This window comes from Rhodoferax sp. (genome assembly GCF_039922535.1).
Taxonomy (GTDB): domain Bacteria; phylum Pseudomonadota; class Gammaproteobacteria; order Burkholderiales; family Burkholderiaceae_C; genus Rhodoferax_B.
This window is the reverse complement of record NZ_JBDTEM010000322.1, coordinates 1-19,645: the sequence shown is the minus strand read 5'-3', so window position 1 is coordinate 19,645 and position 19,645 is coordinate 1. Positions and strand designations below refer to the sequence as shown.

Below are 19,645 nucleotides of genomic sequence, written 5' to 3'. Positions count from 1 at the left end.
GGTGTGGCGGGTGCGCAGCAGCAGTTGGGCCTGGGTTTTCTGCGGGGCCAGGTGGCGGGCCAGCTCCAACGCCTGGTTGAAGCCGCGCTCGCGCAGCCGCACCGCCGACAAAGGCATGGGCAGCACGCTGTCGCATTGCTCCAGGGCAGGCTCCACCCAAGGGCTGTGGCGCAGCAGGTCCGCCAAAGTGCCCGCCCAGCCCACCTGCTGGTTGAATTTGAACTGCGCAATGCACATCGACCACGGGTAGGCATAGGCCACCGCCGCCAGGCAGGCATCCAGCGCGGGCGGATGCAGGATGCAGGCACCGCACTGCGCCACCCCCTCGGGCACCGGCAGGGCGCAGGTACGGCAGCGCGGTACGGGCTGGGCAAAGCGCGCCACACAGGCCCCGCACACCGGCTGGCTGGGCCAGGCGCGACACACGGCGCACTGGCTGGGCAGCAGGGTTGTCAGCCGGTGCAAAAGCGCGCGAAACATCGCATCAACCTAGATCCGGCAGTTGAACCCGGCCGAAGGTGCCGTGATGGGCGCACCAGAGAAGGCGCGACAACGACGCGGGCTACTGCCCGCTAGGCGGAGCAACGCACTATGGTGTGTCCAGCGCGGTGCCATCGGCTGGGTAGCGCTCTCACCCAAAAGGTGATCGTGGTGAATTGGCAAAAAATCAATGCGCATACGGCCTTTCAGACGACAACAAGCGGTCAACTGCCGGATCTAGGTTAAATATACTCGCGCTCTACCGTATGACGACCCAACTCCCCCCCACTATCGACCCCGCCGCTGCGGCCCGCTGGGCCCAGCTGCGCACGGCCCAATCTCCCTGGCTGCACGAAGAAGTCGCCCGCCGCATGGAAGACCGCTTGCAGTGGATCAAGCTGCAACCCGAGGCCTGGGCCCACTGGGAGCCCACGCGCGGTGGCTTGCAGGCCCACGCGAAGCTGACCGAGCGCTATCCCAATTCAGCATGTTTTGTGGTTGAGGCGCATGTAGAACAAGCGCAGGCCGCTATTCAATCTGTAGCAAAGCCCTGGTGGAAACCCAGCGGCTGGCGTGCCCCCGCGCAGCAGGCCCAGTTGCCGCCCGATGGCAGCGTGCAAATGCTGTGGGCCAATATGGTGCTGCATTCGGCCGCCGACCCGCAGGCGCTGATCGCCCAATGGCACCGGGCGTTGGCGGTGGATGGGTTTGTGATGTTCTCGTGCCTGGGGCCTGACACGGTGCAAGAGCTGCGCGGTGTCTACAGTGCTCTGGGCTGGCCGTTGCCTGGCCACCAGTTCACCGACATGCACGACTGGGGCGACATGCTGGTGCACGCCGGATTTGCCGAGCCGGTGATGGACATGGAGCGCATCCGTCTGACCTACGAGAGCCCAGCGCGCCTACTGCAAGAGCTGCGCGAGGTGGGGCGCAACCTGCATCCGCAGCGGTTTAAAGGCCTGCGCGGGCGGCAATGGCGCGACCGGCTGGAGCGCGAGCTCGCTTTGCAGCTGGCCGACGCGGCTGAAAATGGCCGTTTGCCGCTGACCTTTGAGTTGATTTACGGCCACGCCCTGAAGCCCAAGCCGAAGCTGCGGGTCAGTGCCCACAGCGCGGTTTCGCTGCGCGACATGCGCGACATGCTGCAACAGGGCAAGGCAAATGGGGTTTGACAGGCAGTGTTTCAAGGCCTTTAGCGGGCTTGGCCTTGGAAAGCAAGGCTACAATTCACATGAAGAAATATAAATATTTGGGTATCCCCCCACGCAGCTAGGCAGATTGTCAGACGGCATGCACGTCAGCACATCTGCCTAATTTTTGTGAGAGACCAACGTGCCGAACTTGGTATTTCGTTTCGCCACAGTTTCGGGCCAGAACATCCACTGGTTCCTGAAGCGCAACTGTTCGGTCACACCGGCCCAGTTGGGCTGGATGTACGCATCGATCTGTGTGGTGTCCATGGGCATTGCGACGTTTTTCTGGGTGCAAGGTGCCAAGCTGGTGCTGCCGTTTGCCTGGCTGGAATTGGCAGCGGTGGGGGTGGCATTTTTGGTGTACTCCCGGCACGCCACCGATGGCGAACGCATTTCGCTGCAAGGTACGCAGCTGGTGGTCGAGTTGGAGAATGCCGGTCGGCTGGAGCGGGCAGAGTTTCGCCGTGAATGGGTCCGTATCGAACCCAAAACGGGGGACCGGTCCTTGATCGAGGTGTCTGGCCAGGGGCGTTCGGTAGAAGTGGGGCGGTATGTGAGCCCGGAGCTACGGTCGGCTCTGGCACGGGAAATCCGGATGGCGTTGCGCAGTGCATGAGACAGGCCCTTGGGGCAGATGGCTGGCGCAGCAAGATTGGTTCAATTGAGGTGTTGAATAAGTGAAAACGATGAAGATGATTCCTAACAAGTTGGCTTCACTGCTGCCTACGCTCAGCGTTTTGGCTGGCGCATGGCTCAGCACCGCGGCGCATGCGGTCAATGATTTGCCCGGCGGGCCTGCGGTACTGCAGACCAATCTGGCGCCGGCCGTGACCAATATTGCAAGAGAGCAGCAGTGGCTGCACTGGTTCATGTTGATCGTGTGCACCGTGATTTTCCTCGCGGTGTTTGGCGTGATGTTCTATTCCATCTGGAAGCACCGCAAGTCCAAGGGCTACAAAGCCGCCAACTTCCATGAGTCGGTGACGGTGGAAATCATTTGGACCATCGTTCCGTTTGTCATCGTGATCCTGATGGCCTTGCCCGCCACCAAGGTGGTGGTGGCCATGAAAGACACTACCAATGCCGACCTGACCATCAAGGCCACCGGCATGCAGTGGAAATGGGGTTACGACTACATCAAGGGCGAAGGCGAAGGCATTGGCTTTGTGTCTACGCTCGACAGCAGCCAGCGCGCCATGTCTAACAGTGGTGACGTGAGCAAGGCCAGCGATGACTACCTGCTCAAGGTAGACAACGCCCTGGTCGTGCCGGTGAATAAAAAGATCCGCATCATCACCACCGCCGACGACGTGATCCACGCCTTCATGGTGCCTGCCTTCGGTATCAAGCAGGATGCGATTCCCGGCTTTGTGCGCGACACCTGGTTCCGCGCCGAAAAGATTGGCAGCTACTACGGCCAATGTGCCGAACTGTGCGGCAAAGAGCACGCCTACATGCCCATCCACGTGAAAGTGGTGTCGGCCGAAGACTATTCCGCCTGGGTCGATGGTGAGAAAAAGAAAATGGCCGCCAAGGCCGATGATCCTTCCAAGATTTGGACGCTGGACGACATCATGAAGCGCGGCGAGAAGGTGTATGCCTCCAACTGTGCTGCTTGCCACCAGGCCAACGGCAAGGGCGGTGGCCCGATCAAACCGCTGGACGGCTCGCCCAAGGTGCTGGATGCCGACAAGAACGTGCAAATCCATGTGCTGTTGAATGGCCAAAACGGTGCCATGCCCTCGTGGAAGCAGCTCAGCGATACCGACATTGCTGCCGTCATCAGCTACACCAAGAACAACTGGTCCAACACGACCGGCCAACTGGTGCAGCCTGCTGACATCCTGGCCCAGCGCGGCAAATAAGCTGCACTCGCTAACGTACAAGATTCCCAAGGAAAGCCAAGATGAGTGCAGTTCTCCATCCCCACGACCACGCGCATGATGACCATGGTCATGACGACCACCACCACGCACCTACCGGCTGGCGGCGCTGGGTGTTTGCCACCAACCACAAAGACATTGGCACGCTGTATTTGTTGTTCAGCTTCACCATGCTGGTGATTGGCGGCACTTTGGCGCTGATCATCCGCGCCGAACTGTTCCAGCCTGGCCTGCAGTTTGTGAACCCTGAGCTGTTCAACCAACTCACCACCATGCACGGACTGATCATGGTGTTCGGGGCCATCATGCCGGCCTTTGTGGGCTTTGCGAACTGGATGATTCCGCTGCAAATCGGTGCCTCCGACATGGCTTTTGCCCGCATGAATAACTTCAGCTTTTGGCTGATGATTCCGGCGGCGGCCACCTTGGTCGGCTCGTTCTTCATGCCTGGCGGCGCACCTGCTGCGGGCTGGACGCTGTACGCACCGCTGACGCTGCAAATGGGCCCGTCGATGGATGCCGGTATATTTGCGATGCACATCCTGGGTGCTTCATCGATCATGGGCTCGATCAACATCATCGTCACCATCCTGAACATGCGCGCCCCTGGCATGACCCTGATGAAGATGCCGATGTTTTGCTGGACCTGGCTGATCACCGCCTACCTGCTGATCGCCGTGATGCCTGTGCTGGCCGGCGCCATCACCATGACACTGACCGATCGCCACTTTGGCACCAGCTTCTTCAACCCGGCCGCCGGCGGCGACCCGGTGATGTACCAGCACATTTTCTGGTTCTTCGGGCACCCCGAGGTGTACATCATGATCTTGCCGGCCTTCGGCATCATCAGCCATATCGTCCCCGCATTTGCCCGCAAGAAACTGTTTGGCTACGCCTCGATGGTGTATGCCACCAGCTCGATCGCGATTCTGTCGTTCATCGTGTGGGCGCACCACATGTTTACCACCGGCATGCCGGTGACGGGCCAGTTGTTCTTCATGTACGCCACGATGCTGATTGCTGTGCCGACCGCCGTAAAGATCTTCAACTGGATTGCGACCATGTGGCAGGGTTCCATGACGTTTGAAACCCCGATGCTGTTCGCGGTGGGCTTCATTTTCGTGTTCACCATGGGCGGCTTCACTGGTTTGATTTTGGCCGTGGCACCAATTGACATCCAATTGCAAGACACCTACTACGTGGTGGCGCATTTCCATTACGTGCTGGTGGCGGGTTCGCTCTATGCCATGTTTGCCGGTTTCTACTACTGGTGCCCCAAGTGGACGGGTGTGATGTACAACGAACGCCGCGGCAAAATCCATTTCTGGTGGTCGCTGATTTCCTTCAACGTCACTTTCTTCCCGATGCACTTTTTGGGCTTGGCCGGTATGCCACGCCGCTATGCCGACTACCCCATGCAGTTTGCCGACTTCAATGCAGTGGCCTCGGTGGGCGCGTTCTTCTTCGGCTTTGCCCAGATTTACTTCTTCTTCTTCATCGTCCTGCCAGCCATGATGGGCAAGGGCGAAAAAGCTCCGGCCAAGCCTTGGGAAGCTGCTGAAGGTTTAGAGTGGGAAGTGCCTTCGCCTGCACCGTTCCACACCTTCGAGACACCACCCAAGCTGGACATCACCGCAACCCGCGTGATTGGCTGAGCATGCTGACACCCCAGCAAAAGAAACATAACCTGCGTACCGGGCTGATCCTTGCGTCCATCGCCGTGGTGTTTTTTCTTGGCTTCTTTGCCAAGATGTACCTGCAAAGCCACCATTAAGCTTGCATGACCGTTCGCCACGAAAATTTCAAAATGGTCGGCAAGCTCGCCGTCATCACCGTAGCCATGTTTGCTTTTGGCTACGCGCTGGTGCCGCTGTACAAGGCCATTTGCGAGATGACCGGCATCAACATCTTGTCAATCGCCGAGCGCCAGGTGCCCGGCGTGGGCTCGGCGGGTAAAAATATCAGCTTGCCCGCCAACACGCAGGTGGATTTGAGCCGCACCATCACGGTCGAGTTCGATGCCAATGCGGCCGGTTTGTGGGAGTTCAAGCCTGCCAAGCGTTCGTTGCAAGTGCATCCGGGCGAGCTGGCAACGGTGATGTACGAATTCCAGAACACGCAAAACCGGCGCATGGCGGCCCAGGCGATTCCCAGCTATGCGCCCCGCCAGGCGGCGGCGCATTTCAACAAGCTGGAATGTTTTTGCTTCAACCAGTACACGCTGGACCCGGGCGAGAAGAAAGAATGGCCGGTGGCCTTTGTGATTGACCCTAAGCTGTCCAAAGACGTGACGACGATCACCTTGTCTTACACTTTCTTCGAGGTGGGCGGTAAAACGCCGCCGGCGCCCACTTCTACTGTCGATGCAAGTCGCCATGTGGAAACTGGGCAGGGCTCATGAGTGCGCCCGGCAAAGCCAGCTTGCTGCAGACGGTGAAGGCGGTTGCGTGGTCGTTTGTAGGTATCCGCAAGCGCAGCGGTTTTGAGGATGATCTGGCCAAGATCAGCCCCTTGCATGTGATTGCAGTGGGCTTGGTGGCGGTGCTGTTGATCGTGGTGGGTTTGGTTATTTTGGTGAATTGGGTGGTGGCAAAGTAAATTTGCCCTGGTTTTTTCTAAGACGTATGCCGTGCTAAGCGCTACATACGTTGTGTTTCATAAGAATTGAGAGAGCAAGGAGCTGACATGAGTTCAACCGCACACGCTGCAACACCGTACTACTTCGTACCCGGTCCGTCGCGCCACCCGGCCCTGGCTGCACTGGGTTTGTTCTTTGTCATTTTGGGTGCAGGCCAGTGGGTCAATGGCGAGGAGTGGGGCAAGTACTCGCTGGCTTGCGGCATGTTGTTCTGGTGGGGCGTGCTGTTTCAGTGGTTCCGCGATGCCATCAACGAGAGCGAAGGCGGCCTGTACAGCTACAAGATTGACCTGTCCTACCGCTGGAGCATGAGCTGGTTTATCTTCTCCGAGGTCATGTTCTTCGGTGCGTTTTTTACTGCGTTGTGGTGGGCGCGCGGCCATTCCGTGCCTACTCTGGGTAGTTTGGACAATGCCCTGCTCTGGCCTGACTTCAAAGCTGTGTGGCCCAGCATTGCCGCTGGCGTGACCGCATCGCCCGCCAACATCATTGAACCCTTCCAGACCATGACGCCGTTCTGGTTGCCGACCATCAACACCGGTTTGCTGCTGTCCTCGGGTGTCACCCTGACCATTGCCCACCATGCGCTGATCAAGGGCGAACGCGGCAAAACCATTGCGTTCATGTGGACCACGGTGTTGCTGGGCACGGTGTTCTTGTTCGTTCAGGGCTACGAATACGCCCACGCTTACAGCGAAATGAACCTTAAGCTGACTTCGGGTGTCTACGGCTCTACCTTCTTCATGCTGACCGGCTTCCATGGCTTCCATGTATTCGTGGGTATGTTGATGCTGCTGTTCATCACCCTGCGTTTGATGAAGGGCCACTTCACGCCGTCCAAGCACTTCGGCTTTGAAGGTGCGGCCTGGTACTGGCACTTTGTGGACGTGGTGTGGCTTGGCCTGTACGTCATCGTCTACTGGACCTGATGGACTTGCTTTCGCCAAACCAAAAAAAGCGCCACTCGGCGCTTTTTTGTTGGTGTGAAAGTGGGTGTGGCTTATTGGCCTGCCGAAATACCCGTCGGGTGTAAATACCCCAACTTCCAGCCCACCAGGATGCAGATGAACAGCACGACCGAGAATCCGATGCGAAACGCCAGCGCTTTGGCCATGCGCCCGGATTTGGCTGCCTGCTCGTCTTCGGTTTTGCCGCCCCCCTTGAGCATGAAGTACAGGGCGGCGCCCAGGCTGGCAAAGATGGCCGCAAAAGCGACAAGGGCGAGATAAGTCATGCTCGGTATTATCCCGTGAGCCCGAAGCTGCGCTTTGCCTTGCTGACCGCAGGGGCTTTGATTGGCTTGGCGGCCACCTTTTCACTAGGGCGTTGGCAGTTGTCGCGTGCGGCCCAAAAAGAGGCCTTGTACGCGGCGATCCAGTCGCAAACTACGCGTCCACCGGTGGGTCTGGCGGACCTGGCCGGTACTGTCAAAATAGACGATATGTTGCACCGGCAGGTACGCCTGCGTGGCCAGTGGGTACCGCAGAACACCGTGTTTCTGGACAACCGCCAGATGCACGACCTCACCGGTTTTTACGTCGTTACACCGCTGAAGCTGGCGGGCAGTAGTACCGCCATCCTGGTCCAGCGTGGCTGGGTGGCGCGTAATTTTCTGGACCGCACTGCTTTGCCGGTGGTGGAAAGTCCGGCGGGCGAGGTCGAGGTAGAAGGGCGTATGGCCCCGCCGCCGTCCAAGCTTTACGCCTTCAAAGGGGTCGAGGCGGGTGCCATCCGGCAAAATCTCGACCTGGCAGATTTCAGTGCCGAGACCGGGCTGGCTCTGCTGCCGCTGTCGGTACTGCAGGCTGGCCCTGCCGAGGGGCGTATGCAGCGCGACTGGCCGCCCGCCAATCTGGGTGTGGAAAAACACTATGGCTACGCATTCCAATGGTTTGGGCTCTGCGCCCTGATCGCAATTCTTTATGTCTGGTTCCAAATTGTCCGACGCTTCATCCTTCCGCCCCCCCAACGGTCGTCCTGAAGACCATCCGCTGGGGCTCACCGTCCACAGCCTGCCCACGCCCCAAGAGGCGGTGGCGGGTGCGGCCCGCCGTACGGTGGTGGGCCGCTGGAAGATGCTGGCCGTGTTACTGACCTGTGCCGCGCCGGTGATTGCCTCGTACTTCACCTACTACGTGGTCCGTCCGCAAGGTCGGGGCAATTTTGGCGAACTCATCGATCCGCAACGGCCCTTGCCCGACCAGGCCGTCATGTCGATAGACGGCAAACCCGGCAATCTGCGCGCCTTGAAGGGCCAGTGGCTGCTGGTCAGCGCGGCGGGTGGAGCGTGTGACGCCATCTGCCAAAAGCACTTGTACCTGCAACGCCAACTGCGCGAAACCTTGGGCAAAGAAAAAGACCGCGTGGATTGGGTCTGGCTGGTCACCGACGATGCGCCCATCCCCGAAGCCCTGCGCCCCGCGCTCAAAGGTGCCACGGTGCTGCGGGTAGGCGAGCTGCAACTGTCCCAATGGCTGTCTCCCGCCGTGGGCCATTTGCTGCAAGAGCATTTGTACGTGGTGGACCCGATGGGCAACTGGATGATGCGTTTCCCCGCCGGGCTGGAGCTGGAAGGGGCCTCTAAGGCCAAGCGTGACATGGACCGTTTACTGCGGGCCTCGGCCTCCTGGGACGAAGCAGGGCGCTAAATGGAACCGCAACAAGCCCTGTACGACCTGTCGCCTGCCGTCCGCGTGATGCTGACCGGCCTGTTGATAGCGTGCGTCCCCTTGCTGTGGGTGTGGTGGCGCAACCAGAACACGTCCACCGCCCGGCGCTTGCAGGCCCTCACGGTGCTGACCCTGTTCCTGACCTTCGATCTGGTGCTGTTCGGTGCCTTTACCCGCCTGACCGATTCCGGTTTGGGCTGCCCCGACTGGCCCGGCTGCTACGGCAACGCCAGCCCGCTAGGGGCCATCGCCGAGATCACCCAGGCGCAAACGGCCATGCCTACCGGCCCCGTCACCCACGGCAAAGCCTGGGTTGAAATGGTCCATCGCTACCTGGCGACCTCGGTGGGCGTGCTGATTTTGACCCTGACCATTGCCAGCTGGTGGGCACGCAGAAAAGATGCCTCCATCAACGCCTGGTGGCCCACCTTCACCCTGGTGTGGGTGTGCGTGCAGGGCGCTTTTGGCGCGCTGACGGTCACCATGAAGTTGTTCCCCGCCATCGTCACCCTGCATTTGGTCGGCGGCCTGGTGCTGCTGGCCTTGCTCTGCGCGCAAGCCGTGGGCTTTACCAACCGGCGCACCGTGCCCACTGCGTCCGTTGCCCGCGTAGGGCTGGGTGTGGCCTGCGTGCTGCTGGCAACCCAAATCGTGCTGGGCGGCTGGGTAAGTACCAACTACGCGGTGCTGGCCTGCAATACCTTCCCACTGTGCCAGGGCAGCTGGTGGCCGACGATGGATTTTCACCAGGCGTTTGAAATCTGGCGGCCCCTGGGACGGCTGCAAGACGGCAGCTACCTCAGCTTTGCCGGGCTCACCGCCATCCATTACGCCCACCGTCTGATGGCTTATGCCGTGCTGCTGGTGCTGGCGGTGGTGGCCTGGCGCTTGCACCGCAGCCCGGTCACCCGGCGGCAAGCCCGCTGGCTGGGTGGGCTGACCTTGCTACAGTTCGCCACGGGCCTGAGCAACGTGGTGCTGGGATGGCCGTTGCTGGCCGCCGTGGCCCATACCGGTGGTGCCGCCGCGTTGGTGGTAGTGCTGACCTGGGCTGTTTGCGCCCAACGCACCGCCCCTGTGGCCACACTGGCTGTTTCCCCTACTAGATCGAGATTGTCTGCATGAGTGTTGTTGAAGCCACCGCCCCGTCCGTGACCAGCCTGCCGTCGCGTCTGCGGCAGTTCAATGCGCTGACCAAGCCGCGCGTGATCCAGCTCATCGTGTTCTGCGCGCTGATCGGCATGGTGCTGGCCGTGCCTGGCGTGCCGACCTGGATGGAGGTTCGCCGCGGGCTGATCGCCTGCCTGGGTATCTGGCTGGTGGCCGGTGCGGCCGCCGCGTTCAACTGCCTGGTCGAAAAGGGCATCGACGCGCGCATGAAGCGCACTGCTTGGCGGCCCACGGCCCGCAACGAGCTGCAAGACTGGCAAACCCTGTTGTTTTCGGGCCTGCTGTGCCTGGCGGGTTCGGTGTTGTTGTATGTGTGGATCAACCCGCTGACCATGTGGCTGACCTTTGCCACCTTTGTGGGCTACGCCGTGGTCTACACCATGATTTTGAAACCGCTGACCCCGCAAAACATCGTCATCGGCGGGGCATCGGGGGCCATGCCACCGGTGCTGGGCTGGGCCGCCATGACCGACAACGTCGGCCCTGAAGCGCTGATTCTGTTTTTGATCATCTTCCTGTGGACCCCGCCGCACTTCTGGGCCCTGGCCCTGTACCGGGTGGAGGATTACCGCAAGTCTGGCCTGCCGATGTTGCCAGTCACCCACGGCAACGAATTCACCCGGCTGCAGGTGTTTTTGTACACCCTGGTGCTGTTCGCCGGTTGCCTGATGCCTTTCATCTACGGCATGAGCTCTTGGCTGTACTTGGCGGTGGCCGTGGTACTGAGCCTGGGCTTTTGCGGCTACGGCTTTGCGTTGTGGCGTAACTATTCTGACGCGCTGGCACGCAAAACCTTCCGCTTTTCACTCATCCACCTGAGCGTGCTGTTTGCAGCGCTCTTGGTAGACCACTATTTGTTGTAAACCATGCACAAACGAAATGCTCTTAAATTAATAGCTGTTACCGCAGGTGCTATCTGCGCTGGTGGCCTATTTGTTGCCTGTTCTGAACCTGCGGCCAAGTTTGCGGCAGTGGACCTGACCGGGGCCGACTACGCCAAAGACTTCCAACTCACCGACCACAATGGCCAGTCGCGTAGCCTGAAAGACTTTGCGGGCAAGCTGGTGGTGGTGTTCTTTGGCTACACCCAGTGCCCAGACGTGTGCCCCACCTCGATGGCCGAGCTGGCCGAGGTCAAAAAGTCGCTGGGTGCGGATGGCGACAAGTTGCAAGGCATCTTCATCACCGTCGACCCGGCGCGCGACACACCCGAGGTGCTCAAGGCCTACATGGCCAACTTCGACCCGACCTTTCTGGCCCTGATTCCCACCCCCACACAACTGGCCGCGCTGGCCAAAGACTACAAGGTGTATTACAAAAAAGTGGACGGCCCCACGCCCACCAGCTACACCATGGACCACTCGGCCGGCAGCTACGTGTACGACACGCAGGGCCGATTGCGCCTGTATGCCCGCTACGGCGGCGGTGCGGCGGCGCTGGCCGGAGATTTAAAGCTGTTGCTCAAGCAGCCGGCGTAAAAAAAGGACCCTGAGGTCCTTTTTTTCATGGTGCCGACCCCGTGGTCAGGCGTATTCGGCGAGTGATTTTTTCATCTTCTTCATTGCGGCGGTTTCAATCTGGCGAATCCGCTCGGCGCTCACACCGTACACCGCGGCCAGGTCGTGCAGCGTCATGCCGCCGGAGCCGTCATCGGCCACCTTCAACCAGCGCTCTTCCACAATCCGGCGGCTGCGGTCGTCCAGGCCGTCCAGGGCCGTTTGGATGCCGTCGCTGGCCAGGGTGTCGCGGTCGCGGGCTTCCAGCAGGGCGGTGGGCTCTTGGTGGGTGTCGGCCAGGTAGGCGATGGGGCCGTAGCTGTCTTCGCCGTCGTCACCTGGGCCGGGGTCCAACATCACGTCGCCGCCCGACAAGCGGGTTTCCATCTCGATCACGTCTTCGCGCTTGACCTTGAGCTGGGTCGCCATGGAGTCGATTTCAGACGCGCTCAGCGTTTCGCGGTGGGTGGCACCGTCCATAGCTGCCGAGTCGGACTTGAAACCCTGCTTCATCGACCGCAGGTTAAAGAACAGCTTGCGCTGTGCCTTGGTGGTGGCCACCTTGACCATGCGGCAGTTCTTCAGGATGTACTCGTGCATCTCGGCCTTGATCCAGTGCAGCGCGTAGCTGACCAGACGCACACCTTGGTCGGGATCGAAGCGCTTCACGGCCTTCATCAGGCCCACGTTGCCTTCCTGGATCAGGTCGCCGTGCGGCAGGCCATAGCCCAGGTATTGGCGTGCCACGGACACCACCAGGCGCAGGTGCGACATCACCAGCTTCCCGGCGGCATCGACGTCGTGGTCGTTCTTGAGTTGGCGGGCAAACTGCTGTTCTTGCTCCAGCGTGAGCATGGGCATGCGGTTGACCGCGGAAATATATGCGTCGAGGTTGCCTAGCGGCGGCACCATCGCCCAGGGATTGGGGGCGGCCAGCGCGGAGGACATCGTTCCAGTTTGAATGTTCATACCAGATTCCTTTTCTCTAAGTCCGAATATTAGCACTCTATGGGTTGGAGTGCTAAAGGTGCTCTATTGCACTTGCAATACGGGTAATTACTAGGAGCCCGACCGGGGCCGGAAGTTCCGGGTAACAGCTTGTACAGTGTCCGCTCCAGCCACCCACTACAACGCACCATGCCTATCCAAGCCCGTCTGCACCGCGCCCAAGGCGCACTCACCACCCTCACCAACGGCCGCCATGCCTGGAGTTCCGATATCGATGCCAGCCTGGGTTCGGACGACCTGGCCCCCGACCCGCACGATCTGCTGGATTCGGCCCTGGCCGCCTGCACCGTGCTGACGCTGGAGCTGTACATCCGCCGCCGCAAGCTGGCCGTAACCGATCTGCGGGTGGACATCAGCCATGTGGAAGGCAAAACCGAAGACGGCCGGGTGCGCTACCAGCTCCAGCGCAACCTGCACATCGAAGGCGACATCACGCCCGAAGACCGTGCCAAGCTGCTGGAGATTGCAGGCAAATGCCCGATCCACCGGGTGCTGGAAGGCGAGACCAGCGTGGCCACCGCGCTGGTGGATTGATGCTACTGTTTAAATAGCTGCCAGCGCAGGCGCTACCTGCGCTGGAGCCTGATTTTCTATAAATCTGGCTAGCCACCCGGCACACCCTGTGTCCCCACATACAGCGCATAGACCGACTGGCTGGCGGCCATGAACAGGCGGTTGCGGGCCGGGCCGCCGAAGCACAGGTTGGCGCAGCGCTCGGGCAGGGCGATGTGGCCAATGGGGGTGGCATCGGGGGCGAAGACCATCACGCCGTCACGGCCAACTTCGTCATGCTTGCCGCCCCAGCCAGCCCACAGGTTGCCGTGCACATCGCAGCGGAAGCCGTCGGGGTTCTCGCCATCGGCGCAGGTCACAAACACCCGGTCGTTGCGCAGCCGGGCACCGTCCACACCGCTCTCCACATCAAACACGCGGATGCGCCGGGGCGTGGCACCGGACTCGACCACGTACAGCAAACTTTCGTCGGGCGAAAAGCACAGGCCGTTGGGCCTGTCCACCGCGTCGGTGACCACCGTGCACTGGCCCGTGGCCGGGTTGAAGCGGTAGACGCAGGTGGGTTGCTCGGGCGTGGCGTTAAAACCTTCGTAGTGGCCCAGAATGCCGAAGGGCGGGTCGGTGAACCACAAGCTGCCGTCAGATTTAACGACCACGTCGTTGGGGGAGTTCAGCGACTTGCCGTTGAATTGGTCGACCAGCACGGTGGTGCTGCCGTCGTACTCGGTGCGTACCACGCGCCGCCCGCCGTGCTCGCAGCCCACCAGGCGGCCCTGCCGGTCGCGGGTGTGGCCGTTGGAAAAATGGGACGGCTGGCGGAACACGCTGACTGCGCCGGTCTGCTCCTCCCACTTCATGATCCGGTTGTTGGGGATGTCGCTCCACAGCAGATAGCGCCCGTCGCCAAACCACACCGGCCCCTCGGCCCAGCGCATGCCGGTGGCGATGCGTTCCACAGCGGCATTGAAGAGACGGTAGGGTTCAAACCGCGGGTCCAGCACGGTGATGGCCGGGTCGGGGTAGCGCTCGGTGGGTTGCCACATGGGTTGTGCCTCGGTTTTTATAGGACGGCCAGTATGCATGCCCTTGCCAGGCTGTGCAGATCTTTAAGCCTTTTAGGCCTCTGCCGCAGGTAGCGCCTGCGGCGGTAGCTATTATTTAGATAGTACGCACCACCTTACGACACCGAGTTGCCGGAGCCTGCAATCTGCACCGTCTTGTTGTTATTTCCGGTGACGTTGGCGGTTTGCGTGATGCCCAGGGTTGGTGCCTGCTGTTGGCCCTGTTCCAGCCACTGCTGCAAAAACGCCACCAGCGCCGGGTCGGCCTGCACGGCGGCTTTGAGCTGTTTGCGCAGATCGGCCTGGTTGTCGGGGTCTTCGGGCAGTGCGGCCAGGTCTTCCAGCGGCTTTTGGGCGGGCGTGCCGCCCAGGCGCTCTTTGAGCTTGGTCAGTAAAGCGCCTGCGGCGGATTTGCCGATTTCCTCGACGCCTTTGTCTATGGCTTTGGCGAATAGAGGAGAAAGTAGCGCCACGGTGCTGCTGACCAGGGCGGTGAGGGTTGCGGGGTCGATCATGGGTTACTCCTTGAACTGGGGGAAATATGGAATCAATGGAGCCAGCAGCGCTGCATCGGGTTCCTGCCCGGCTGCCTGGCAAAGTTTGAAGTACTGCGTCAATATGGCCTCCATCAAGCGACGATGCACCTGCGGACGTTGCAAAAACGGTTTTTGTAAAGTGGCTACGGCCTCGTGTGCATAGTGCCAGGCTGTCGGTGCGCCTTGAATGGCATGGGTGCATAGGGCCAGTACGATCAGCGACGTTGCCAAATTCGGCGTATACACATCGGGCCGCTGCTTTGCCAGGGTGCGGCGCAAGTCCACCGCCTGCTGCGCCGTCTGCAAGGCCGCTTCGCGGTTGCCCATGTCGCTTTGCCTGTTCGCCAGGTTGTTGAGCGACATGGCCAAATCCGGCGTATACACATCGGGCCGCTGCGTTGCCAGGGTGCGGTACAAGTTCACGGCCTGCTGCGCCGTCTGCAAGGCCGCCTCGTGGTCGCCTATGGCGCTCTGTATGTTCGCCAGGGTGTTCAGCGACGTTGCCAAATCCGGCGTATACACATCGGGCCGCTGCGCTGCCAGGGTGCGGTACAAGTCCAGGGCCTGCTGCGCCGTTTGCGAGGCCTTCTCTGGTTGGCCCAATTGGGCATGTGCGATTGCAAGGTCGTTGAGTGCAGCTGCGTGCTGCGCGGGATCGTCGAGGCACAGTGCCAAGCGGCACTGCGCCACCCGCAGGTACACATCCCGCAATGCCATGCTTTGGAACGGGATGCTGGAAATTAGCAGGTTGAGTCCGGCGGCATCTTTCTGCACCCCATCCACCATGGCATTTAGCCACTTCAATGGTTGTGCACTGACTTCCGCAAAGTCCTGCGCGCAGCGCACCACTGTTTCCGCGACCCGGTGGCCCAGCGCCGCATAGCAACGCAGCACCGCGTCCTGCTCGTTTTCCAGCACTTTCAGCAGCATGGCTTCGCCAACTACGTCGGGCACCACCGGGGCGATGCCGCCTGGTTGTGGCAGTGCTTGCAACAGCAACTCCACCACGTCGCGCATCGAGCCCACCCAGTCCATGGCGGTTTTGTCTTGTTTGGCGAAGGCCAGTAGCTGCGCTCGGCCTATGCCCTGGGCCAAGGTGGCGCAGGCGGCCAGGTGCAGCACCCACTTTGGCGGCAGTTTGTGCGCTTGTGCCAACGTGGATAAACGCGCAATTTCCCAGCCTGCAACCGCCTGGGCCAGATCGGTGCGGCCCAGCGCCAGTACCTTGGCGTGGTCTACCTTGACCATGTACAAAGCGGCCATCATCAGGAACAGCGGGTCGCCAGCCCAGGGTGCGGCCATCAGCTGGGTGTGGAAGGCGGGGTCGTTCAGCGCCAAGGCCATCGGTTGATCGGGATTTACTTGCTGCAGCATGTGCTGCAGCAAGGCCAGCCGGTCGCTGGCGGCAAACAGGGGGCGGATCGGCATCGGTGCGGGCGGGTCCAGCAGCGCTTGTTTGGCGTACTGGCGGGCATCGCCACCAAAGGCGGTTTGCCACCAGCCGCCGTCTACGTCCGCATGGCGCTCCAGTAGCAGCAGACGGAGTGGGGGAAGTGGGTGTGGCGCAGGCGAGCTGCGGTTGGCCAGCTCGGACAGCCAAGTGTGCAGCATCTGGGCCTTGGCTGCGGCGTAGTCCATGACCACCAGCGTGGGTTTTTGCCAGCCCCAGGTGCTGAGGTTTTGCTGGGCGATGAAGCGCTTGGCCTCGTCGCCGGTGGCAAATCCTGTATCCCAACCCTCTTGCGCCAGGCGGTCGCACAGGTCCAGCGCCAGCCGGGTTTTGCCGCTGCCGCCGCTGCCGGTGAGCACACGCACGCGGATGGGTTGGGGGGCGACCAGAAAGGCCTGCAACTGGGCGAGTTCGTCTTCGCGGCCCAGCAGTGGTGTGGAGCGGGAGTAGGGAGTCAGCTGGTGCAGCAGGTTGTCCAGCGTGCGCTGGGCTTCAAAGCGGGTCAGCACCAGGTGCGCACGGCCCAGCACCACGGTGTTGTGGTCACCGGCTATCTGGACGACGGTGTTGCCGCTGCCGATGGTGGTCGAGGTCTGGGCCATAGAGCCTTTGCTGAATGGAGCGTCACTATAAGAATAATAGCTGTTACCGCAGGCGCTACCTACGGCGGCGACCTGTTTGGCTTGTAATCACATGGTGAACAGTATGCCCTTGCCACGGCGCAGGCTGGCGGGGCCGGGAATAATGGCCGACTGCATTTTTTGATTCCAGGAGCACCCGTTGACATCTTCCTTTCTGGCCCTCGGTTGGCGCACGCTGTGGCGCGATGTGCGCTCGGGCGAGCTGCGTTTGCTGATCGTCGCCGTGACCCTGGCCGTGGCCGCGCTCACTGCGGTCGGTTTCTTTGCCGACCGCTTGCAAGGTGGCCTGCAGCGCGATGCCCGCCAACTGCTGGGCGGCGACGCGGTGGTCTCCAGCGACAACCCCACGCCTGCCGCCTTTTTGGCGCAAGCCCAGGCGCAGGGCCTGCAGGCGGTGGGCACGCTGACCCTGGCCACCATGGGCCGGGCGGACGACGCGCAGGGCGGGGCCAGCAAGCTGGTGGCGCTGAAAGCCGTGGTGCCGGGCTACCCGCTGCGCGGCAGTTTGCGGATCTCTGAAGTGGCGGATGACGATGCCGCCCACACTACGCGCGACATTCCCGCACCGGGCACGGCCTGGGTCGATCCGTCGCTGCTGGAGTCGCTGGACCTGAAGATCGGCGACAGCCTGCTGCTGGGTGACAGCCGTTTGCGCATCACCCAGACCATCGCCACCGAGCCCGACCGGGGCGGTGGTTTCATGTCGTTTTCGCCCCGCGTGATGGTCAACCAGAGCGACATGGCTGCCACCGGCCTCATCCAGCCCGCCAGCCGGGTGAACTACCGCTTCGCCGTGGCCGGGACCGATCCCGCCGTGCAGCGCTACGTGCAATGGGCCACCGAAGCGGTCAAAAAGCCCGACAGCCATGGCGTGCGCATCGAGTCGCTGGAAACCGGCCGCCCCGAGATGCGCCAAACCCTGGACCGGGCCAACAAATTTCTGAACCTGGTGGCGCTGCTGTCGGCCCTGCTCAGCGCCGTGGCCGTGGCCCTGGCGGCGCGCGGCTTTGCCGCCAACCACCTGGACGACTGCGCCATGCTGCGCGTGCTGGGCCAGAGCCAGCGCACCATCGCACTCAGCTACGCCTTTGAGTTCGCCCTGGTTGGCATCTTTGCCAGCGCGCTGGGCGTGGCGATTGGCTACGGCGTGCACTATTTGTTTGTGCTGCTGCTGGCCGGCCTGGTGGATTCCAGCCTGCCCGCCGCCACCTGGTGGCCCGTGGCTTTGGGCATGGGCATGGGGCTGACGCTGCTGTTTGCCTTTGGCCTGCCGCCGGTGCTGCAGCTGGCCTCGGTGCCGCCGCTGCGGGTGATTCGCCGCGATGTGGGCGGCCTTAAACCCACCTCCATTGGCGTGCTGGGCCTGGGCGTGCTGGGTTTTGCCGCGCTGCTGCTGGCGGCCAGCAGCGACATCACGTTGGGCCTGATTGCCGTGGGCGGTTTTGCCGCCGCCGTGCTGGTGTTTGCGGGCCTGGGCTGGCTGGCGGTGAAGCTGCTGCGCCGCAGCGTGAACGAGGCCACGGCCCCGCGCTGGCTGGTGCTGGCCACGCGCCAGGTATCTGCCAGACCCGCGTATGCCGTGGTGCAGATCAGCGCGCTGGCGGTGGGCCTGTTGGCGCTGATTCTGCTGGTGTTGCTGCGCACCGATTTGATCCAGAGCTGGCGCCAGGCCACGCCGCCAGACGCACCCAACCGCTTCGTCATCAACGTCATGCCCGACCAGGCCGCAGACTTCCAGAAGAACCTGGCCACGGCGGGCGTACAAAACTACGACTGGTACCCCATGTTCCGGGGCCGCCTGGTGGCCGTCAACGGCAAGGCGGTGGCCCCCGAAAACTATGTGGACGACCGCGCCAAGCGCCTGCTGGACCGCGAATTCAACCTGTCTTACAGCGCCACCCGGCCGCCGCACAACCCGCTGGTGGCTGGCACCTGGACCGCCGAAGAAAAAGGGGCCGTCAGCGTGGAAGAAGGCATCGCCAAAACCCTGAACCTGAAGATGGGCGACAGCCTGCGCTTTGACATTGGCGGCCTGCAGAGTGATGCCAAGATCACCTCGCTGCGCAAGGTGGACTGGGGTTCGATGCGGGCCAACTTCTTCGTCATCTACCCGGTAGGTCAAATGGCGGACGTACCGGTGACCTTCTTGGGCGCCTTCAAAGCACCGCCCACCAAGGGCTTTGACAACCAGCTGGTGCGCCAGTTTCCCAACATCACGGCGGTGGACCTGAGCAGCACCCTGGGCCAGTTGCAGCGCGTGCTGGACCAGGTGATCCGCGCGGTGGAATTCTTGTTTGGCTTCACCCTGGCCGCCGGGCTGGTGGTGCTGTTTGCCGCCATCACCGCCACCCGGGAGGAACGCGCCCGCGAGTTCGCCATCATGCGGGCCCTGGGCGCGCCCGGCAGCCTGCTGCGCCAGGTGCAGCGCGCCGAGCTGGCGGGCGTGGGCCTGTTGGCGGGCTTTTTGGCCAGCATCATGGCCGTGGCTGTGGGCTGGGCCCTGACCCGGTTTGTGTTTGAGTTCGAGTGGCACGGCTCGCTGTGGGTGCCGCTGTTTGGCGCCATCGCCGGTGCGCTGCTGGCCCTGGCCGCAGGCTGGTGGGGGCTGCGCGACGTGCTGCGCCGGCCGGTGGTGGAAACGTTGCGCCGGGCTACGGCGGAGTTGTTATATTTTTAATAGCATCCAGCGCAGGTACTGCTTGCGCTGGATGCCATTTTGACTAGTAAAAATGGCAGGCCCGCGGCAGATTTACCGGGCCGCCGCACCCCGGAAAAACATGTCGATTGCGCGCTCCACCATGCCGCGTATCTGTGGCATCGGCAAGGCCTCTGGCTCGCGTTGGTACAGCCGGGGTTGCACCTCGGCCGCCACCAGGCCCAAAAAATGCCCGGCCATGATTTCTGGGT

The 19,645-nt window shown here is 61.9% G+C and carries 21 protein-coding genes; 15 read left to right on the top strand and 6 right to left on the bottom strand.

Features of this window, described 5'->3' with window-relative positions; all coding sequences use genetic code 11:
* Nucleotides 1-480, bottom strand: a 480-nt coding sequence (locus ABI213_RS15460) for a double zinc ribbon domain-containing protein (protein WP_348027737.1), incomplete at its 3' end; no start/stop codon positions are given.
* Between the two features lie 266 nt (nt 481-746).
* Between ABI213_RS15460 and ABI213_RS15455 the strand changes: the two genes are divergently transcribed.
* The 8 genes from ABI213_RS15455 to ABI213_RS15420 all read left to right on the top strand — a co-directional run bounded on the left by ABI213_RS15455 (nt 747) and on the right by ABI213_RS15420 (nt 7,123).
* Nucleotides 747-1,652, top strand: a complete 906-nt coding sequence (locus tag ABI213_RS15455; RefSeq protein ID WP_348027736.1) for a methyltransferase domain-containing protein — start codon at nt 747-749, stop codon at nt 1,650-1,652.
* A 160-nt stretch (nt 1,653-1,812) separates the two neighbouring features.
* The gene (locus ABI213_RS15450) at nt 1,813-2,289 is read left to right on the top strand and encodes a DUF2244 domain-containing protein (RefSeq protein WP_348006214.1); all 477 of its coding nucleotides are present in this window, start codon (nt 1,813-1,815) and stop codon (nt 2,287-2,289) included.
* A 70-nt stretch (nt 2,290-2,359) separates the two neighbouring features.
* On the top strand, nt 2,360-3,538 hold the full coding sequence (gene coxB / locus ABI213_RS15445) for a cytochrome c oxidase subunit II (RefSeq protein ID WP_348027734.1): 1,179 nt from the start codon (nt 2,360-2,362) through the stop codon (nt 3,536-3,538).
* A gap of 41 nt (nt 3,539-3,579) precedes the next feature.
* The gene (ctaD, locus tag ABI213_RS15440; RefSeq protein ID WP_348006216.1) at nt 3,580-5,211 is read left to right on the top strand and encodes a cytochrome c oxidase subunit I; all 1,632 of its coding nucleotides are present in this window, start codon (nt 3,580-3,582) and stop codon (nt 5,209-5,211) included.
* 2 nt (nt 5,212-5,213) lie between these two features.
* Nucleotides 5,214-5,330 carry a cytochrome oxidase small assembly protein gene (locus ABI213_RS15435; RefSeq protein WP_348006217.1) on the top strand — a complete coding sequence of 39 codons (117 nt, stop codon included), beginning with the start codon at nt 5,214-5,216 and terminating at the stop codon, nt 5,328-5,330.
* A 6-nt stretch (nt 5,331-5,336) separates the two neighbouring features.
* The gene (locus tag ABI213_RS15430; protein ID WP_348006218.1) at nt 5,337-5,957 is read left to right on the top strand and encodes a cytochrome c oxidase assembly protein; all 621 of its coding nucleotides are present in this window, start codon (nt 5,337-5,339) and stop codon (nt 5,955-5,957) included.
* Nucleotides 5,954-6,154 carry a DUF2970 domain-containing protein gene (locus ABI213_RS15425; RefSeq protein ID WP_348006219.1) on the top strand — a complete coding sequence of 67 codons (201 nt, stop codon included), beginning with the start codon at nt 5,954-5,956 and terminating at the stop codon, nt 6,152-6,154. The genes ABI213_RS15430 and ABI213_RS15425 overlap by 4 nt, the downstream gene beginning before the upstream one ends.
* Nucleotides 6,155-6,241: 87 nt before the next feature.
* Nucleotides 6,242-7,123, top strand: coding sequence for a cytochrome c oxidase subunit 3 (locus tag ABI213_RS15420; RefSeq protein WP_348006220.1), 882 nt, complete (start codon nt 6,242-6,244; stop codon nt 7,121-7,123).
* 71 nt (nt 7,124-7,194) lie between these two features.
* Here ABI213_RS15420 and ABI213_RS15415 read toward each other — a convergent pair whose 3' ends face one another.
* On the bottom strand, nt 7,195-7,428 hold the full coding sequence (locus ABI213_RS15415) for a twin transmembrane helix small protein (protein WP_348006221.1): 234 nt from the start codon (nt 7,426-7,428) through the stop codon (nt 7,195-7,197).
* A gap of 15 nt (nt 7,429-7,443) precedes the next feature.
* Between ABI213_RS15415 and ABI213_RS15410 the strand changes: the two genes are divergently transcribed.
* Genes ABI213_RS15410 through ABI213_RS15390 form a run of 5 tightly spaced genes read left to right on the top strand, consistent with a single transcriptional unit; the run spans nt 7,444 to nt 11,511 of the window.
* Nucleotides 7,444-8,175: an SURF1 family protein gene (locus tag ABI213_RS15410; protein WP_348006222.1), complete on the top strand. Its 732-nt coding sequence runs from the start codon at nt 7,444-7,446 to the stop codon at nt 8,173-8,175.
* Complete coding sequence (locus tag ABI213_RS15405) at nt 8,117-8,842, top strand: hypothetical protein (RefSeq protein ID WP_348006223.1); 726 nt, start codon at nt 8,117-8,119, stop codon at nt 8,840-8,842. The genes ABI213_RS15410 and ABI213_RS15405 overlap by 59 nt, the downstream gene beginning before the upstream one ends.
* Entirely contained in the window at nt 8,843-9,988 is a 1,146-nt protein-coding gene (locus ABI213_RS15400; protein WP_348006224.1) for a COX15/CtaA family protein, read from the top strand.
* On the top strand, nt 9,985-10,896 hold the full coding sequence (cyoE, locus tag ABI213_RS15395) for a heme o synthase (protein ID WP_348006225.1): 912 nt from the start codon (nt 9,985-9,987) through the stop codon (nt 10,894-10,896). Before ABI213_RS15400 ends, cyoE begins: the two co-directional genes overlap by 4 nt.
* A 3-nt stretch (nt 10,897-10,899) precedes the next feature.
* The gene (locus ABI213_RS15390; protein ID WP_348006226.1) at nt 10,900-11,511 is read left to right on the top strand and encodes an SCO family protein; all 612 of its coding nucleotides are present in this window, start codon (nt 10,900-10,902) and stop codon (nt 11,509-11,511) included.
* A gap of 45 nt (nt 11,512-11,556) precedes the next feature.
* Here ABI213_RS15390 and rpoH read toward each other — a convergent pair whose 3' ends face one another.
* A complete protein-coding gene (gene rpoH, locus ABI213_RS15385) occupies nt 11,557-12,498 on the bottom strand; it encodes an RNA polymerase sigma factor RpoH (RefSeq protein WP_348006227.1) in 942 nt (313 codons plus the stop codon).
* Between the two features lie 168 nt (nt 12,499-12,666).
* On the opposite strand from rpoH, the gene ABI213_RS15380 reads away from it, so the two are divergent.
* Entirely contained in the window at nt 12,667-13,071 is a 405-nt protein-coding gene (locus ABI213_RS15380) for an OsmC family protein (protein WP_348006228.1), read from the top strand.
* 68 nt (nt 13,072-13,139) lie between these two features.
* On the opposite strand, the gene ABI213_RS15375 is transcribed toward ABI213_RS15380, so the two are convergent.
* The 3 genes from ABI213_RS15375 to ABI213_RS15365 form a co-directional block, all read right to left on the bottom strand.
* On the bottom strand, nt 13,140-14,093 hold the full coding sequence (locus ABI213_RS15375; protein WP_348006229.1) for an SMP-30/gluconolactonase/LRE family protein: 954 nt from the start codon (nt 14,091-14,093) through the stop codon (nt 13,140-13,142).
* Nucleotides 14,094-14,227: 134 nt separating this feature from the next.
* Nucleotides 14,228-14,626: a hypothetical protein gene (locus ABI213_RS15370; RefSeq protein ID WP_348006230.1), complete on the bottom strand. Its 399-nt coding sequence runs from the start codon at nt 14,624-14,626 to the stop codon at nt 14,228-14,230.
* A gap of 3 nt (nt 14,627-14,629) precedes the next feature.
* Nucleotides 14,630-16,699, bottom strand: a complete 2,070-nt coding sequence (locus ABI213_RS15365; protein ID WP_348027732.1) for a tetratricopeptide repeat protein — start codon at nt 16,697-16,699, stop codon at nt 14,630-14,632.
* Nucleotides 16,700-16,877: 178 nt separating this feature from the next.
* Here ABI213_RS15365 and ABI213_RS15360 point away from each other — a divergent pair, with 178 nt between their 5' ends.
* Nucleotides 16,878-19,415, top strand: coding sequence for an FtsX-like permease family protein (locus ABI213_RS15360; RefSeq protein WP_348027730.1), 2,538 nt, complete (start codon nt 16,878-16,880; stop codon nt 19,413-19,415).
* Nucleotides 19,416-19,645: the final 230 nt, after the last annotated feature.

Coding starts and splice junctions, on each gene's coding strand:
- ABI213_RS15390 (WP_348006226.1), top strand. CDS start 10,900: ATGCACAAACGAAATGCTCTTAAATTAATAGCTGTTACCGCAGGTGCT.
- ABI213_RS15405 (WP_348006223.1), top strand. CDS start 8,117: ATGTCTGGTTCCAAATTGTCCGACGCTTCATCCTTCCGCCCCCCCAAC.
- coxB (WP_348027734.1), top strand. CDS start 2,360: ATGAAGATGATTCCTAACAAGTTGGCTTCACTGCTGCCTACGCTCAGC.
- ctaD (WP_348006216.1), top strand. CDS start 3,580: ATGAGTGCAGTTCTCCATCCCCACGACCACGCGCATGATGACCATGGT.
- ABI213_RS15435 (WP_348006217.1), top strand. CDS start 5,214: ATGCTGACACCCCAGCAAAAGAAACATAACCTGCGTACCGGGCTGATC.
- ABI213_RS15400 (WP_348006224.1), top strand. CDS start 8,843: ATGGAACCGCAACAAGCCCTGTACGACCTGTCGCCTGCCGTCCGCGTG.
- ABI213_RS15380 (WP_348006228.1), top strand. CDS start 12,667: ATGCCTATCCAAGCCCGTCTGCACCGCGCCCAAGGCGCACTCACCACC.
- ABI213_RS15415 (WP_348006221.1), bottom strand. CDS start 7,428: ATGACTTATCTCGCCCTTGTCGCTTTTGCGGCCATCTTTGCCAGCCTG.
- ABI213_RS15425 (WP_348006219.1), top strand. CDS start 5,954: ATGAGTGCGCCCGGCAAAGCCAGCTTGCTGCAGACGGTGAAGGCGGTT.
- ABI213_RS15430 (WP_348006218.1), top strand. CDS start 5,337: ATGACCGTTCGCCACGAAAATTTCAAAATGGTCGGCAAGCTCGCCGTC.
- ABI213_RS15455 (WP_348027736.1), top strand. CDS start 747: ATGACGACCCAACTCCCCCCCACTATCGACCCCGCCGCTGCGGCCCGC.
- rpoH (WP_348006227.1), bottom strand. CDS start 12,498: ATGAACATTCAAACTGGAACGATGTCCTCCGCGCTGGCCGCCCCCAAT.
- ABI213_RS15370 (WP_348006230.1), bottom strand. CDS start 14,626: ATGATCGACCCCGCAACCCTCACCGCCCTGGTCAGCAGCACCGTGGCG.
- ABI213_RS15420 (WP_348006220.1), top strand. CDS start 6,242: ATGAGTTCAACCGCACACGCTGCAACACCGTACTACTTCGTACCCGGT.
- ABI213_RS15375 (WP_348006229.1), bottom strand. CDS start 14,093: ATGTGGCAACCCACCGAGCGCTACCCCGACCCGGCCATCACCGTGCTG.
- cyoE (WP_348006225.1), top strand. CDS start 9,985: ATGAGTGTTGTTGAAGCCACCGCCCCGTCCGTGACCAGCCTGCCGTCG.
- ABI213_RS15365 (WP_348027732.1), bottom strand. CDS start 16,699: ATGGCCCAGACCTCGACCACCATCGGCAGCGGCAACACCGTCGTCCAG.